Below are 14,244 nucleotides of genomic sequence, written 5' to 3' on the forward strand. Positions count from 1 at the left end.
CTCCTTCAGGGCCTGAGAACGGCTGAGGGAAGCTCTCCCTCGTGGGCCTGCCGCGCCCGTTCCGCGAACATCTTCGCCAGTGCCGTCAGCTCCGCGTCGGTACGGCGCGGCCGGTCGGCGCCGGTGTCCGCCCTGATCGAGAGCAGGGTGGGGCCGACCCGGATCTGGATGTTCGAGCCGTAACCGGTCTCGTGCTCGCCGCGCAGCGCGTCGCGCCGGTCCCCCGGGGTGCCGATCGAGGCCTTCTCCGCCGGGGACAGCCAGCCCTTGGAGGCGTCCTTCCAGAGGAAGGGGTACGCGTCCGACGCGGCGTCGGTGTCCTTGTGGGCGAAGACCTTGAACTCGACCCGCCCCTCACCGTCCTTCTCCAGAACGGCTGTTCCGACGTGCCGCGCCGCCATGCACTCCTTGGCCGTGCCGCCCGGACACGCCCGCTCGGTATGGCCCTCGCTCAGATCCAGGACCGCCGAGCTGACGGCCTTCCACCGGGGAAGGTCTCCCGCCCGGGGCAGTACGGCCTTGACCTCCGCCGGAGTGAGCGCGGCGGCCGGTGCCCGCTCACCCTCGGCCGGTGCGCCGCGCTCCTTCCCCGTACTGTCGCCGCCCTCGCCGCAGCCCGTCAGCAGCAGCGACGCCGCCGCGAGCGACATCGCGACCGCCGTGTGCCGTACGCGGAATCGGATCGTCATCTTCCCCCCTGCGCTTGATCGTTCGGTCATACGGACGATCTGTCCGCCCTCGCGGTTGCACCGGCGTCACGGGTTCTGCCCGGAGAAGCGCGCCCGCCGCCGGGGGAGTGGGGAGCGCGCGCCGAGTGGACTGTCAGTGGCGGCTGCGATCCTGGTGAACATGGACGAGCAGTTGATGCGGGGCCGGGTCTACGGCTCCGACCACGACGACCCCGACCCGGGCCCCCGGCCGGGCCGCGACTACGCGGAGCTGGTGGGAGGTCCGCTCGACGGCCTGCTGCTGGATGTGACCGGCTGGACGGCCCACAGGCTGGCCGAGGAGACCGCGCTTCCCACGGAGATAGGCCGCTACGGCCCCGGCGGCCGCTCGGTCTACGCCCCGAGACCCTCTGCCCCCGGAAAGCGGGACTGGCGGCACGACACCCCCTGACCCCGCCGCGCACCTGCCCACACCCGGCCGGGTCCGGAGAGACCATGAGGGTGTACTGGCAGTACACCCTCATGGTCTGTACTGTTGATTCATGCCTCTTCCCCGCTTTCACCGGCTGCCCCCCGAGCGCCAGATGTACATCCTGGACGTCGCGCGGCACCACTTCGCCGAACACGGACCGGAAGCCGCTTCCTACAACAAGATCATTGAGGCGGTGGGCTTCTCGAAGACCGCCGCCTACCAGTACTTCGACGGCCGGGACGATCTGCTGTCGGCCGTTCTCGACGCGGTGCGCGAGCGGCTCTCCGGCGCGCTGGGCCCCTGGACGGAGGCCCGCCGTGCCGAGGAGTTCTGGAGCCGGCTCGAACAGGGATCGTGGGCGCTGATCTCGCATCTGCACACACATCCGGAGGATCTGGCGCTCGCCGTCGCGGCGCTCGGAAAGGGAGGCGACGAGGAGTACCTCACCTGGTTCACGGCCGTGGTGGCGAACGGGCAGCGGCTGGGCGTCATCCGCACCGACATCGACCGTGATCTGCTGGTCGCGGTGACCGCCGCCGTCTTCCAGGCCGCGGACGCGCGGACACTGGCCCGCCTCCGCGCGTCCGACGACGCCGAGCCGACGGACCTTCAGCTGTGGAGCCTGCTGCGCGGGCTGTGGAGTACGCCCGACGGCCGGGAATCGGACGGCGGACACGACGGAGACCGGAAGGGCGGGGACCTTGCGCACTGATCTGAACGTCGACTGGGAGATACCCCCGACCCCGGCCGGCTGGCCGGGGCGGCTGGAGCGGTTCATGGGGCCGGGCAAGTCCCGCTCCGAGTCCGCCGTGGAGAACGCGGGTCTGATCGGCTGCGCCGCCGTGCTGGCCGCCGGGATCTGGTCGAGCGGGGCCCATCGCGACTGGTCCGCGCTGGAGCTGACGATCGTCGTCCTGGCCGGTCTCGATCTCATCGGCGGCGTCCTCACCAACGCCACCAACGCCGCCAAGCGCTGGTACCACCGTCAGGACCCCGGGACCAGACGCGCCCGGCTCACCTTCGTCGGCGCGCATCTGCTGCATCTGGGGGCCATGGGGCTGATCGTCCTCCCCCGGGACTGGACCTGGACCCTCGCCAACTCCGCGCTCCTGCTCGCCGGCGCGGTCGCCGTGGAGTTCACCGCCCTGCATCTCAAACGCCCGCTGGCGATGGCCGTCCTCATGACCGCCGTCCTGGTCAATCTGTTCTGGCTGGAGACACCCGTGGCGCTCGCCTGGTTCGCCCCCCTGTTCTTCCTGAAACTCCTCGTCTGCCACCTCGTCCCCGAAGCACCCCTGAAGCGGCGGAGTCACCGTGCCTGACGCTATCGACCTGTGGGAGATCGACGACCGGCCCGATTCCGAGGCCTGCGCGCGGGTGCTGACCGACGCCTTCGCCCGTGAACCGGCCGCCTCCTGGATCTGCGGCGAGTCCGGGGCCGTACGGCGGCACTGGTTCGCCGCCACCCTGCGCACCCAGGCGGCTCTTCCCGGGGCCCGCCGCTACACCCTGGCCGGGCCCGGCGAACGGCCCCTCGGGGCCGCCGTCCTCACCCCGCCCGCCTCCGCGCCCTCGCCCCTCGCACAGGCCCGGTGGGCGGTCGGCACCCTCGCCCACTGCGGACCGGGGGCCTGTGCGCGAACCCTGCGCTATCTCCGCGCGGCCGAGGCCCGGACGCCGGAGGGGGCCTGGACGCTGGAGTTCCTCGGAGTCGTCCCCGCCGCCCGGGGTCTCGGAGCCGGAAGGCGGCTGCTGGACCGTCTCCTCGCCGACACGCCCGCCGCGGACGGCGTCTTCCTCAGCACGGCCGACCCGGGGAATGTGCCGCTCTACCGGCGCTTCGGGTTCACCGTCCTGCGGCGCGTCCCCCTGGGACCCCTGGGTGTCGTCGCCATGTACCGGCCGCCCGCCGCCGGGCGGTGACCCGGCGCGGCGCGGCGAGCGGCCGGCCGGCTCACACCGGGTTCGCCACCGGCCCCGGACCCGGTGCCGGAGCCCCACCCTCCTCGGGCCGGTCCGCCGTCTCACGGAGTGCCAGGACCGCCTGGATCAGCCCCGTGAAGAGAGGATGGGGCCGAGTGGGACGGGAGCGGAGTTCGGGGTGGGCCTGGGTTCCGACCAGATAGGGGTGGGCCTCGCGCGGATACTCCACGTACTCCACGAGCGTGTTGTCCGGCGAGGTGCCGGAGAACACCAGACCGGCCTTCCTCTCCAGCTCGCCGCGGTAGGAGTTGTTGACCTCGTACCGATGCCGGTGCCGTTCCTCCACACAGGGCCGGTCGCCGTGGACGGACCGTACGATCGAACCCGCGGCGAGCGTGGCCGGGTACAGCCCGAGCCGCATGGTGCCGCCCAGGTCGCCGTCCCCCGCCACGATGTCCGACTGCTCGGCCATGGTGGAGATCACCGGCTCCGCCGCCCCCGCGTCGAACTCGGTGGAGTTCGCCTTCTCGATCCCGGCCAGGTTCCGGGCGGCCTCGATCACGATGCACTGGAGTCCCAGGCAGAGGCCGAGAAGCGGAATGAGGTTCTCACGGGCGTGGGTGATGGCGCCGATCTTGCCGTCGACCCCCCGCTCCCCGAACCCTCCGGGTATCACCACCGCGTCCACATCGCCCAGCTCCCGGGCGGCGCCCTCCGGAGTCTCGCACTCCTCGGAGGCCACCCACTTGATCCGGGTCCGCGCGCTGTTGGCGAAGCCGCCGGCGCGAATGGCCTCGGTCACCGAGAGATAGGCGTCCGGCAGGTCGATGTACTTGCCGACCAGCGCCACCGTGACCTCGTGGTCCGGCCGGTGCACCCGGCGCAGCAGATCGTCCCACTGACGCCAGTCCACGTCCCGGAACGGCAGGTCCAGCTTGCGGACCACATAGGCGTCCAGGCCCTCCGAGTGCAGCACCTTGGGAATGTCGTAGATCGACTTCGCGTCGATCGCGGCGACCACCGCGGCCTGGTCGACGTCGCACATCGACGAGACCTTTCGTTTCACCGCGATCGGCACCTCCCGGTCCGCCCTGAGCACGATCGCGTCCGGCTGGATGCCGATGTTGCGCAGCGCGGCGACCGAATGCTGGGTGGGTTTGGTCTTCAGCTCGCCCGACGGACCGATGTACGGGAGCAGGGAGATGTGCACGACGAAGACATTCTCCCGGCCGACCTCACGGCGGACCTGCCGGATCGCCTCCAGGAAGGGCAGGGACTCGATGTCGCCGACGGTGCCTCCGACTTCGGTGATCACCACGTCGATGTCGTCGGTGGCCAGCCGCCGGATCCGGCTCTTGATCTCATTGGTGATGTGGGGAATGACCTGCACGGTGTCGCCCAGATACGCCCCGCGCCGTTCCTCGGCGATCACCGTCGAGTACACCTGGCCCGTGGTGACGTTCGCCGAGGCGTCCAGATCCTCGTCGAGGAAACGCTCGTAGTGCCCGATGTCCAGATCCGTCTCGGCACCGTCGTTCGTGACGAACACCTCCCCGTGCTGGAACGGGTTCATCGTGCCCGGATCGACATTCAGATAAGGGTCCAGCTTCTGCATCGTCACCCGCAGCCCCCGCGCCTTGAGCAGGACTCCCAGGCTGGAGGCGGTGAGGCCCTTGCCCAAGGAGGAGGCGACACCTCCGGTGACGAAGATGTGCTTGGTCGGTTCGGTACGGCCCATGTCTGGTCAGCTCCTGTGGGAACGGTGGTGGCGGCCCCGGTCCCGACGCGCGGCGCGATGGCGTGCTTCTGGAGTGGACTTCGGTCCGGGGCGCGGGTCGGTATTCGGTCCTGCGGCAGGTGCGCATAAGGCGAAGAGGCCTGCCCGGGCGGCGGGTTCGTCGGTCGGCCCGGGCGGAGAACGTAGGCGTTCGCGCAGAGAGGCTACCCGGCGATTCGGGGACGCCACGGGGAAAACGAGCCGTTTACGGGTTCGGCGGCGTGATCCACTCCTTCCTGGCAGGGGATTCGGCTGCTTTCCGTTCACGGAATCTTAATTCTCGGAGACTTCGGAATCTGCGGAGTGGCTGGATCGCGCTGGACGATGGCTGGCTCGATTTTCGCCGAAGGGAAGCGGGGTGTGTCATTCCGCAGCACTCGCCCGGATGAGAACGGCGAGCTGAGAGCCGGTGTTCCGGCCGGCGGCGACCATGCGATCTCTCCTGTGTCCGCGTGCGGGAACCGGTGTCCCATGGCGGGATCCTTCCGCGAGATTCTCGCCATCGGAAAATGATCTATTGGCATATCTGTTCCGACCGTGCATGCTTGTTGTCGTCCGGAGGGGTCCTCCGGGTGGATGGAGGCAGACCCCTTGGAAGGCCAGGGGGTCAGTTGCTCTTTCCTGTTCTCAGCGCCTGTCGCATCACCTTTTCAGTACAAGGGAATCCTCTGGTGCCACTGTCTGTCGGAGCAGTGGCGCGTGCTCGATGAGTGGGGAGAAAATGCCTACGGACAACGCGCCAAAGGTCTTAGGAGAGCAGGCCTCAGCGCCCTTCCGGTCCGTGCTCGGGAACTTCTGTTCCGGTGTCACGGTTGTCACCGCCCAAAGCCCCGATGGGCCGGTTGGATTTACTTGTCAGGCATTCTCGTCGCTCTCTCTGGACCCGCCGCGGGTCATGCTGGGCGTCAGCCGCACCTCGACCACCTGGCCGGTGATCAGCGAGCTCCGGCACTTCGGCGTCAACATCCTCGCGGAGGATCAGCGGCGGCTGAGCGAGGGGTTCGCGCGCTCCGGAGGGGACAAGTTCGACGGCGTCCCCTGGGACCGCTCGCCGGGCGGATCCCCGCTGCTCGCCGGCGCGTCCGCGTGGATCGAGTGCGAGCTGAACGCCGAGTACCCCGGCGGTGACCATGTGATCGTGGTCGGGGACGTCCGCTGGCTGCGCGCGGGTCTGTCCGAACGGCCGCTGCTGTATCACCGGGGCCGCTACGCCGGTCTTCGCGCCACCGGCTGACCGCTCCTCCCTCCCCCCCCCGCCACCGCCCGGTCCCGCCATCGGCCCGACCGGCCCCGAGCGATCCCGATCACCCGTCGCCCGCCCCGCGCGGGCCGTCTCCCCCTTCACCGGCGCCGGCCCGTCCGGCCGTCCGCCCCGTACCAGGCAATCGATCAGCCATCTCGTCGCCTCCGAGCGCCCTCACGGCGCTTTCCCCGAGGCGAACGAGCCGTGCCGCACGCCGCCGTGGCGCGTCGCGGAACACTGAGGAGAGTTCATATGTCGACCACCGCCCTTCCGTCCGGACTGCTCACCGGCCTCGACGTCTTCGTCGGGGGCCCGATCCAGCACGCCATCCTCCCCAATGGATTCGTCCACCAGCTCCAGGACGCCATCCAGACGGCGATCTCCGTCGCCGAGGAGAACGGCGCCACCACCTTCTCCGCCCACCGCGTGGAGGAGTTCGGCGCGCAGACCGCCGCCTTCACCCCCGAGCAGGTCTCCGTCCGGGACTTCCGCTGGATGCGCAAGTGCGATGTCTTTGTCCCGGTCCTGCCCGTCCTGGAGGATCTGACGCTGCGCCGCACCGACGGCACCCATGTGGAGCTGGGGTGGGCGACCGCCCTCGGCCGCCCGATCGTGATGATCACCAAGCAGCCGTTCGTCGAGTCCGCGAGCCACCTCCTCAAGGGCCTGCACCGGGTCGGCTCCGTACGGACCATCGACTTCGACGAGTTCCTCGACAAGCCCAGCCTGCTGACCGAGGCCATCCTCGCCGCCACCGAGCGGCAGCGCGAAGCCGTCAACGCCGGCTTCGTCGCCTGACCTTCCCCGGAGAACTCCCGGCCCATCGATCGCCCACCCCCACCGGAGGACCGTGTGTCCGACCTGTCCATATTGGGCATACCCATAGCCAATCCTGTGATCGTCGGTTCCGGGCTTCTGACCGATCAGGAGCGCAATATCCGCAAACTGATCGAGACGGGCGCGGGAGCCGTCGTCACCAAGACCATCCATCCGAGCCCGCCCGCCGGACTGGACGAACGCATCCTCCGGCTCCCGGTCGGGATGCTCAACAGCACCACCTACTCCAAGCGCTCGGTCGCCCACTGGCTGGGAGTGCTGCGCTCGTTCGCGGACGACGGGCTGCCGGTGATCGCCTCGATCCACGCCGACAGCCCGGCCGAACTCGCCGTCCTCGCCGCCGAGGTGCAGAGCACCGGCTGCCGCGCGCTCGAACTCGGCATCTCCTGCCTCAACGAGGAGTCCGGGCTCCCGGACGACAACGCGGACCGGGTGTACTCGTACACCTCCGAGGTCCGGACCCGCACCTCGCTGCCCGTCTCGGTCAAACTCGCCATCGGGGAGGGTCTGGAGGACCGGGTACGGGCCGCCATCGCCGGCGGCGCGGACGCCGTCACCCTCAGCGACACCATCTCCGGGGCCGCGGTGGCCCCGGAGAGCGGCGAGCTGGAACTCGGCGGGGTGTACGGCTACTCGGGGCCCGGGATCAAACCACTGGTGCTCGCGGCGATCTGGCGGCTGCGCCGCCGCCGGTTCACCCTCCCGATCATGGGGGTCGGCGGTATCGCCTCCGGCCGCGACGTCGCCGACTATCTCCAGGTCGGCGCGGACGTGACCCAGGTGTACACCGCCCTGCACACCGACATGTACACCACCTTGGACCGGATCGTCACCGAGGCCGCGGCGATCACCGCGGTGCCGCAGGAGGCGCCGGTATGACCGGCCCGCGCCAAGGCCCCCGCTTCTACGCGGACCTGACCAGCGCCGAGACGCCCGGCGCTCTGGGCGGTCAGACCGTCCTGTGGCCGGTCGGAGCCACCGAACAGCACGGGCCGCATCTGCCGCTCTCCGTCGACTCCGTGCTCGCCGAGGAGTTCGCCCGCGCGATCGCCGGGGAGCTGGACGGCTTCGTCCTCCCCGTGCAGCCGGTGGCGGCCCGCTCGCTGCCCCAGAGCGGCGGAGGGCTGTCCTTCCCCGGCACACTGCACGTCAACGGCGACACCCTCGTCCGGTTCCTGCGCGAGGCCCTCCTCTCGCTCACCGGTCTGCCCTTCTCGCGGCTGCTGGTGGTCAACGGCCACTTCGAGAACGAGCCGTTCATCTTTGAAGCGCTGGACCAGGTGCGTCAGCAGGGCGGGTTCGAGGGCAAGGAGGTGCTCGCCTTCAGCTGGTGGAGCCTGGTCCAGGAATCCTGGCTGCGGGCCGAACTGCCCGAATTCCCCGGCTGGCACGCCGAGCACGCGGGGGTCACCGAGACCAGTCTGATGCTGTACCTCCGGCCCGATCTGGTACGGGAGGCCAGGCCGGGCCATGACAGACCGCCGCGCAACGGCGTCTATCTGCACCCGATCGACGTCGCCCGGACCACCAACGAGGGCGTGCTGTCCTCCACGAGCGGCTCCAGCGCGGCTCTCGGCGAGAAACTCTTCCGCCATGTGGTCGCCGAGGCCGCCGCCCTGGTCCGGGGCGGCGAGGGGCTGCTCACCCGCGACCGGCCGGACCATCGGGCAGAAGCCCCCGGCGCCGTACCGTCCACCACCGCCAGGACCGAGGGGTCAGAGACATCATGAGCCGCCCGTTCCACCTCGCTTTCATCTTCAACTTCACCCCGGACGACTGGCAGGGCCCCTTCGGTTCGGGGGGCACGCCGTGGGACGGGAAGTTCCACACCGAGGTCGCCCAGGCACTGGAACGCGCCTGCTTCGACTACGTCATCATCGAGGACAAGCTGATGGTGCCGGAGAGCTACGGCGGCTCCGCCGAGGCCGTGCTCAAGCAGGCCATGGTCGCGCCCAAGCACGACCCGGTGCCGCTGGCGGTCGCGATGGGGCTGGCGACACAGCATCTCGGCATCGTCGCCACCCTGTCCACGATGGCCTATCCGCCCTTCATGACCGCGAGGCTCTCCTCCACCATGGACAGCATGCTGGGCGGGCGGTTCGGCTGGAACATCGTCACCAGCGCCGAGGACCTGGCCGCGCAGAACTTCGGCATGGACGTGCTGCCGCCGCGCGATGTGCGGTACGAGATGGCCGACGAGTACGTGGACGTGGTCAAGCAGCTCTTCGACTCCTGGGACAAGGACGCGGTCGTCATCGACCGGGAGAAGGGCGTCTACGCCGACCACACCAAGGTCCGCCCGGTCCACTTCAAGGGCAAGCACTTCTCGGTGCGCGGCCCGCTGAACACCGTGCCCTCGCCGCAGCACCGCCCCGCGTTCGTCCAGGCGGGCGCGTCACCGCGCGGCCAGCGGTTCGCCGCCCGCAACGCCGACTCGATCATCGCGATCGGCAGCGGGGTCGAGAGCATGCGGGAGTTCCGCGAGAACGTCCGCCGGTACGCGGCCGAGGCCGGCCGGGACCCCGACGAGATCAAGGTGCTCTTCTGCGTCACGCCCACCCTGGGGGAGACCCTGGAGGAGGCCGAGGCCAAGCAGGCCCGGATGGTCGCGTCACCGAGGTTCACCCAGAACATCCTGGCCCAGATCTCCTCCCTGACGGAGATCGACTTCATGCGGTTCGAGCTGGACGAGCCGCTGCCGCACAAGCTCACCACCAACGGCGAGCAGGGATCGCTGGACAAGTTCCAGCAGTGGGGCAGCGGCAAGACCCTGCGTCAGCTGGCGGTGGACGGAGCGGGCGGCCTGGTCTCCTCGGTCGAGCTGATCGGCACTCCGGACCAGGTCGCCGAACGGATGGGCGAGATCATGGAGGAGGTCGGCGGCGACGGCTTCATGATCACCACGCCGCTGCTCCGGCTCAACCGGCGCTACATCACGGAGGTCGCGGACGGTCTCGTACCCGCTCTCCAGCGCCGTGGCCTGACCCGCTCGGTGTACACGCCCGGCGCGACCCTGCGGGAGAACCTCAGGGAGTTCTGACCGCTCGCGGGCGGGAGGCCCCTCGCCGCCGCGGAGAGCCGGCGACCGCCTCCCGCCCCCACCCCGTCCACCACGGAGGAACAGAGATGACGCACGCCCCCGCCACCGGGCTCGCCCTGGACGCCGCCGCCCAGAACCTGCTCTTCAAAGAGGCGTACACGACCAAGGCCTTCGCCCAGGACCCCGTCCCCGAAGAGACGATCCAGGCCGTCCACGACCTGGTCAAGTACGGTCCGACGGCCTTCAACCAGCAGCCGCTGCGCGTCGTTCTCGTACGCTCGGACGAGGCGCGGGAGCGGCTGCTCGGCCATCTGTCGCGGGGCAACCGCGCCCAGTCCGAGACCGCCCCGCTCATCGCGGTCCTGGGCGCCGACCACGACTTCCACACCGAACTCCCCGAGCAGTTCCCGGCCTTCCCCGAGGCCGCGACACGCTTCTACGGGGATCCCGCCGTACGGGAGCGCTCCGCCGTGTTCAACGGAGCGCTGCAAGCGGCGTACTTCCTCATCGGGGTCCGGGCGGCCGGACTCGCCGCCGGACCGATGACCGGGTACGACGCCGAGGGCGTGACGAAGGAATTCTTCCCCGGCGGCGGCCACACCGTGCTCGCGGTCGTCAACATCGGTCTCCCGGCCGAGGGCGGCGCGCCCTCGCGCGGGCCGAGGCTGGGTTATGAGACGGTCTTCTCCACCAGATGACCGGTCTTCTCCGCCGGCTGGTCGGAGCCCTGCCCGACAGGCGGCCGCAGCGCGCTCGGCGGCCTCCCGTGGGCGTCCAGATACCAGCGGCCCCAGGAGTCCAGCATGCCCGCTATGGAGTCGAGGCCCCGGCCGGTCTCGGTCAGCGCGTACTCCACCCGTGGCGGCACCTCGCGGTAGACCGTGCGCTCGACCAGCCCGTCGGCCTCCATCTCGCGCAGCTGGCGGGTGAGCATCCGCGCGGTGATGCGCGGCATGCCGCGCTTCAGCTCGCTGAACCGCTGTGTGCCGCACAGCAGCTGCTTGAGGATCGCCAGCTTCCAGCGGCCGCCGAGCACCTCCATCGCGATCTCGATCGCACAGTAGTCCGGCGTGTCGTCGACAGTGCTCCGCATCAACGCCTCCCCTCGGTATACAGATTGGCACTATGGCACATGAATGACCGTACTTGCCAAGGCGATAGCCAGCGCACGATAGTGCTGCCATGACCAACAGCACAGCATCGTTACGCTCCTCCCCACCGCCTGCCGAGAGGACCGCGAAACAGCGCTGGCTGGTGCTGGCCGTGGTCTCCACCAGCCTCCTGCTGTGCGGGATCGACCTGACCGTGCTCCACGCGGCGGTGCCGAGCATGAGCACCGAGCTGCACCCGAGCAGCAGCGAACTGCTGTGGATCGTCGACATCTACTCGCTCACCCTCGCCGCGCTCCTGGTGACCTTCGGGACGCTGGGGGACCGGATCGGACGCAAGCGGATGGTGCTGAGCGGCTTCGCGCTGTTCGGACTGGCCTCCGCCGCCGCCGGCCTCTCCTCCACCACCTCACAGCTGATCGCCTCGCGGGTGCTCCTCGGCGTCGGCGCGGCGATGATCATGGCGTCCACCGTCGCGATCATCCGGGTCGTCTTCACCGACGACCGCGAGCGCGCCCTCGCCATCGGCGTCTGGACGGCCGCCCACAGCGTGGGCGCGACCCTCGGCCCGCTGGTGGGCGGACTCCTCACCGAGCAGTGGGGATGGGGGGCCGCCTTCCTGGTCAATGTGCCGATCGCCCTGATAATCCTCGTCGTCGGCGCCTATGTCATCCCCGAGTCCCGCAACCCCCGGCCCCGGCAGTGGGACCTCGCCAGCGTGGCCCTCTCCGTCACCGGTCTGGCCGGTGTGGTGTACGCCCTCAAGCAGGGAGGCGAGCACGCCGGCGTCGACACGGTGATCGTCCTCACGGCGGTCGGCGGCGCGGCCCTGCTCTATGTCTTCGTCCGCCGACAGCGCAGGCTCACCGAACCCCTCCTGGACTTCGGACTCTTCTCCGACCGCCGCTTCGCCGCCGCCACACTGTGCGTCATCGGATGCTTCGGCAGCTATGTCGCGCTGCTGTTCTTCCTCACCCAGTGGCTCCAGAACGTCGGCGGATTCTCCCCGGTCGCCGCCGGCCTCGCACTGATGCCGCTCGCCGCCGCCAACGCCGTCGGCGCGACCACCGCGCCCTGGCTCTCGGCCCGCTGGGGCAACCGCTGGGTGCTCACCGCGGCCCTCGGCGTCTTCGCCCTCGCCATGCTGTTCATGGCGCTGGTCGGCGACACCGGAGCGTACCCCCTGCTCATCGCGCCCCTCGTGGTCGCCGGGTACGGGGCAGGCATCGTGATGACGCTGGGCGCGGACTCCATCATGTCCGCCGCCGACCCGGACCGCTCGGGCGAGGCCGCCGCCATCCAGGAGACCTCCTTCGAGCTGGGAGCCGGTCTCGGCGTCGCCGTCCTCGGCACCACGCTGACCGCGAGTTACCGGCTCGCGATGCCGGACACCCCGGGCCTGAGCGAGTCGGACCGCGATGTGGTCAAGGAATCCTTCTCCTCGGCCGAGGAACTCGCCGAGAAGCTCGAACCGCAGGCCGTCGCCCAGGTCGTCGACGCGGCCAGGGTCGCCTACGACCAGGGCTTCACCACGGTCGCCGTGTTCGCAGCGATCGGACTGACCGGCACCGCGGTCATCGCCGCCGTACTGCTGCGCCCGCGCCCCGCCGACGGCTGACCATACCTCCCGGTCCGTCCCGCGTCCCCCCGCGGGACGGACCGCCCGCGTCGGGGAGACTGCCGTGATGACCGACGAACAGAGGATTACCGGCGCGAACCCCCGGACCGGCATGTCCGGCAGCGAGTGGCAGAAGCACCGGCCCGCCGTCTTCGGCGTGGCGTACCGGCTGCTGGGCAGCGTCGCGGACGCCGAGGACGTGGTCCAGGACGTCTGGCTGCGCACCACGCGCACCCGGTCGGAGGACATCGCCGACCACCGCGCCTGGCTGGTGACCGTCGCGGCGCGCCGCGCGTACGACATCCTCAGATCGGCCCGCGTGCGCCGCGAGGAGTACGTGGGGCCCTGGCTGCCCGAACCGCTGCTGACCGGCCCCGACGCCTCGGAACCGGTACTCGTCGACGAGTCCGTCGGCGCGGCCATGATGCTGGTGATGGAGGAGCTGAGCCCGCCGGAGCGGGTCGCCTTCGTCCTGCGGGACGTGTTCCGGCTGGAGACGGCGGTGATCGCCACCGTGCTGGACCGCTCTCCCGCCGCCACCCGCCAGCTCGCCTCCCGCGCCCGGCGCGCGATCGCCAGAGCAGGCGCGGCCGGCGCGGCAGACGACGAGAGCCCCGGGGCCTCGCGCGCCGAGCGCGAGCGGGTCCTGCTGGCCTTCCGCGCGGCGTACGAGGCCGGCGACCTCAAGGCGCTGGTGCGCCTCCTCCACCCGGACGCGGTCCTGCTCACCGACGGCGGCGGCGAGGTCTTCGCGGCCCGCAAACCGATCACGGGCGGCCGCCGCGTCGCCGAGGTCCTCCTCCGCGTGGCCCGCAAACGGAGGTCGGAGACGACCCTCGTCCCGGTGGAGGTCGGCGGCGAACCCGCGCTGCTGCGCCGCCGTGCCGACGGCGTCACGCACTCCGTCGACACCATGCTGGTCCGGGACGGCCTGATCGTCGCGTACTGGCGGCAGCTCACCCCCTCGAAACTCACCCATGTCCGACAGCGCGCGGCTGTCACACCGGGGTGGGCTGTCTCGTCCACCTGGTGAGAACCGAGGAGCCGCACAAAGACCGAGGACCCGCGGCTCCGCACCACCTGATCGAACGAGGAGTACCGATGGCACGCATGGATCTCAGCACCGCGGCCCCCGACCCGTACAAGGCGCTCATCCAGACCGACGGCGCGATCCGCGGGGGACCGCTCGACGCGACGGTGCGCGAGCTGGTGAAGATCCGCGCCTCGCAGCTCAACGGATGCGTGTACTGCGTGGACAAGCACTCGCGCGAGGCGCGCGAGCTGGGCGAGAGCCAGAACAGGCTGGACCAGCTTCCGGTGTGGGAGGAATCGGAGCTGTTCGACGGCAGGGAGCGCGCCGCCCTCGCCTACACCCACACCGTCACCCGCCTCACCCCGGTCGACGACCGGCTGTGGCACGAGGTGTGCGAGCACTTCCCCGACGAGGCCGAGCGCGGGCACCTGGTGCTCCAGGTCGCCCTGATCAACGCCCTCAACCGGCTCGGAGTGCCCCTGGAGATGAGGCCCGCCGCCCGCCGGGGCTGAACCCTTACGCAC

General features: G+C 70.4%; 16 protein-coding genes. 13 read left to right on the top strand and 3 right to left on the bottom strand.

The window, feature by feature from the left end; all coding sequences use genetic code 11:
• Positions 1 to 5 precede the first annotated feature (5 nt).
• A complete protein-coding gene (locus tag IE247_RS30515) occupies positions 6 to 689 on the bottom strand; it encodes a hypothetical protein (RefSeq protein ID WP_190126569.1) in 684 nt (227 codons plus the stop codon).
• 160 nt (positions 690 to 849) lie between these two features.
• On the opposite strand from IE247_RS30515, the gene IE247_RS30520 reads away from it, so the two are divergent.
• From IE247_RS30520 to IE247_RS30535, 4 genes are all read left to right on the top strand, one after another.
• A complete protein-coding gene (locus IE247_RS30520) occupies positions 850 to 1,119 on the top strand; it encodes a hypothetical protein (protein ID WP_190126570.1) in 270 nt (89 codons plus the stop codon).
• Between the two features lie 91 nt (positions 1,120 to 1,210).
• Positions 1,211 to 1,852: a TetR/AcrR family transcriptional regulator gene (locus tag IE247_RS30525; RefSeq protein ID WP_190126571.1), complete on the top strand. Its 642-nt coding sequence runs from the start codon at positions 1,211 to 1,213 to the stop codon at positions 1,850 to 1,852.
• Positions 1,842 to 2,462: a hypothetical protein gene (locus tag IE247_RS30530; RefSeq protein ID WP_190126572.1), complete on the top strand. Its 621-nt coding sequence runs from the start codon at positions 1,842 to 1,844 to the stop codon at positions 2,460 to 2,462. Before IE247_RS30525 ends, IE247_RS30530 begins: the two co-directional genes overlap by 11 nt.
• Positions 2,455 to 3,063, top strand: coding sequence for a GNAT family N-acetyltransferase (locus tag IE247_RS30535; protein ID WP_190126573.1), 609 nt, complete (start codon positions 2,455 to 2,457; stop codon positions 3,061 to 3,063). Before IE247_RS30530 ends, IE247_RS30535 begins: the two co-directional genes overlap by 8 nt.
• A gap of 31 nt (positions 3,064 to 3,094) precedes the next feature.
• On the opposite strand, the gene pyrG is transcribed toward IE247_RS30535, so the two are convergent.
• Positions 3,095 to 4,801, bottom strand: coding sequence for a CTP synthase (gene pyrG, locus IE247_RS30540; protein WP_190126574.1), 1,707 nt, complete (start codon positions 4,799 to 4,801; stop codon positions 3,095 to 3,097).
• Between the two features lie 760 nt (positions 4,802 to 5,561).
• On the opposite strand from pyrG, the gene IE247_RS30545 reads away from it, so the two are divergent.
• From IE247_RS30545 to IE247_RS30570, 6 genes are all read left to right on the top strand, one after another.
• Complete coding sequence (locus IE247_RS30545) at positions 5,562 to 6,074, top strand: flavin reductase family protein (protein WP_190126575.1); 513 nt, start codon at positions 5,562 to 5,564, stop codon at positions 6,072 to 6,074.
• Positions 6,075 to 6,335: 261 nt separating this feature from the next.
• The gene (locus tag IE247_RS30550) at positions 6,336 to 6,881 is read left to right on the top strand and encodes a nucleoside 2-deoxyribosyltransferase (RefSeq protein ID WP_190126576.1); all 546 of its coding nucleotides are present in this window, start codon (positions 6,336 to 6,338) and stop codon (positions 6,879 to 6,881) included.
• 54 nt (positions 6,882 to 6,935) lie between these two features.
• Positions 6,936 to 7,799, top strand: a complete 864-nt coding sequence (locus tag IE247_RS30555) for a beta/alpha barrel domain-containing protein (RefSeq protein WP_190126577.1) — start codon at positions 6,936 to 6,938, stop codon at positions 7,797 to 7,799.
• Positions 7,796 to 8,650: a creatininase family protein gene (locus IE247_RS30560; protein ID WP_190126578.1), complete on the top strand. Its 855-nt coding sequence runs from the start codon at positions 7,796 to 7,798 to the stop codon at positions 8,648 to 8,650. Before IE247_RS30555 ends, IE247_RS30560 begins: the two co-directional genes overlap by 4 nt.
• Entirely contained in the window at positions 8,647 to 9,960 is a 1,314-nt protein-coding gene (locus IE247_RS30565; RefSeq protein ID WP_229869453.1) for an NtaA/DmoA family FMN-dependent monooxygenase, read from the top strand. Before IE247_RS30560 ends, IE247_RS30565 begins: the two co-directional genes overlap by 4 nt.
• 86 nt (positions 9,961 to 10,046) lie before the next feature.
• Complete coding sequence (locus IE247_RS30570) at positions 10,047 to 10,658, top strand: malonic semialdehyde reductase (RefSeq protein WP_190126579.1); 612 nt, start codon at positions 10,047 to 10,049, stop codon at positions 10,656 to 10,658.
• On the opposite strand, the gene IE247_RS30575 is transcribed toward IE247_RS30570, so the two are convergent.
• Positions 10,631 to 11,053, bottom strand: a complete 423-nt coding sequence (locus tag IE247_RS30575; RefSeq protein ID WP_190126580.1) for a winged helix-turn-helix transcriptional regulator — start codon at positions 11,051 to 11,053, stop codon at positions 10,631 to 10,633. The two genes, IE247_RS30570 and IE247_RS30575, sit on opposite strands and share 28 nt — an antisense overlap.
• Before the next feature lie 89 nt (positions 11,054 to 11,142).
• Between IE247_RS30575 and IE247_RS30580 the strand changes: the two genes are divergently transcribed.
• The 3 genes from IE247_RS30580 to IE247_RS30590 all read left to right on the top strand — a co-directional run bounded on the left by IE247_RS30580 (position 11,143) and on the right by IE247_RS30590 (position 14,232).
• A complete protein-coding gene (locus tag IE247_RS30580) occupies positions 11,143 to 12,687 on the top strand; it encodes an MFS transporter (protein WP_229869454.1) in 1,545 nt (514 codons plus the stop codon).
• 67 nt (positions 12,688 to 12,754) lie between these two features.
• Entirely contained in the window at positions 12,755 to 13,720 is a 966-nt protein-coding gene (gene sigJ, locus IE247_RS30585) for an RNA polymerase sigma factor SigJ (RefSeq protein WP_190126581.1), read from the top strand.
• Between the two features lie 77 nt (positions 13,721 to 13,797).
• Complete coding sequence (locus tag IE247_RS30590) at positions 13,798 to 14,232, top strand: carboxymuconolactone decarboxylase family protein (protein ID WP_229869455.1); 435 nt, start codon at positions 13,798 to 13,800, stop codon at positions 14,230 to 14,232.
• Positions 14,233 to 14,244: the final 12 nt, after the last annotated feature.

The sequence above is a fragment of the Streptomyces inusitatus genome, from assembly GCF_014651115.1.
Classification (GTDB): domain Bacteria; phylum Actinomycetota; class Actinomycetes; order Streptomycetales; family Streptomycetaceae; genus Streptomyces; species Streptomyces amakusaensis.

What these genes read in the sequence shown, in the direction of transcription:
- IE247_RS30570 (WP_190126579.1), top strand. Translation starts at nt 10,047, where the DNA reads ATGACGCACGCCCCCGCCACCGGGCTCGCCCTGGACGCCGCCGCCCAG.
- sigJ (WP_190126581.1), top strand. Translation starts at nt 12,755, where the DNA reads ATGACCGACGAACAGAGGATTACCGGCGCGAACCCCCGGACCGGCATG.
- IE247_RS30520 (WP_190126570.1), top strand. Translation starts at nt 850, where the DNA reads ATGGACGAGCAGTTGATGCGGGGCCGGGTCTACGGCTCCGACCACGAC.
- IE247_RS30565 (WP_229869453.1), top strand. Translation starts at nt 8,647, where the DNA reads ATGAGCCGCCCGTTCCACCTCGCTTTCATCTTCAACTTCACCCCGGAC.
- pyrG (WP_190126574.1), bottom strand. Translation starts at nt 4,801, where the DNA reads ATGGGCCGTACCGAACCGACCAAGCACATCTTCGTCACCGGAGGTGTC.
- IE247_RS30590 (WP_229869455.1), top strand. Translation starts at nt 13,798, where the DNA reads ATGGATCTCAGCACCGCGGCCCCCGACCCGTACAAGGCGCTCATCCAG.
- IE247_RS30575 (WP_190126580.1), bottom strand. Translation starts at nt 11,053, where the DNA reads ATGCGGAGCACTGTCGACGACACGCCGGACTACTGTGCGATCGAGATC.
- IE247_RS30525 (WP_190126571.1), top strand. Translation starts at nt 1,211, where the DNA reads ATGCCTCTTCCCCGCTTTCACCGGCTGCCCCCCGAGCGCCAGATGTAC.
- IE247_RS30550 (WP_190126576.1), top strand. Translation starts at nt 6,336, where the DNA reads ATGTCGACCACCGCCCTTCCGTCCGGACTGCTCACCGGCCTCGACGTC.
- IE247_RS30515 (WP_190126569.1), bottom strand. Translation starts at nt 689, where the DNA reads ATGACGATCCGATTCCGCGTACGGCACACGGCGGTCGCGATGTCGCTC.
- IE247_RS30580 (WP_229869454.1), top strand. Translation starts at nt 11,143, where the DNA reads ATGACCAACAGCACAGCATCGTTACGCTCCTCCCCACCGCCTGCCGAG.
- IE247_RS30560 (WP_190126578.1), top strand. Translation starts at nt 7,796, where the DNA reads ATGACCGGCCCGCGCCAAGGCCCCCGCTTCTACGCGGACCTGACCAGC.
- IE247_RS30545 (WP_190126575.1), top strand. Translation starts at nt 5,562, where the DNA reads ATGCCTACGGACAACGCGCCAAAGGTCTTAGGAGAGCAGGCCTCAGCG.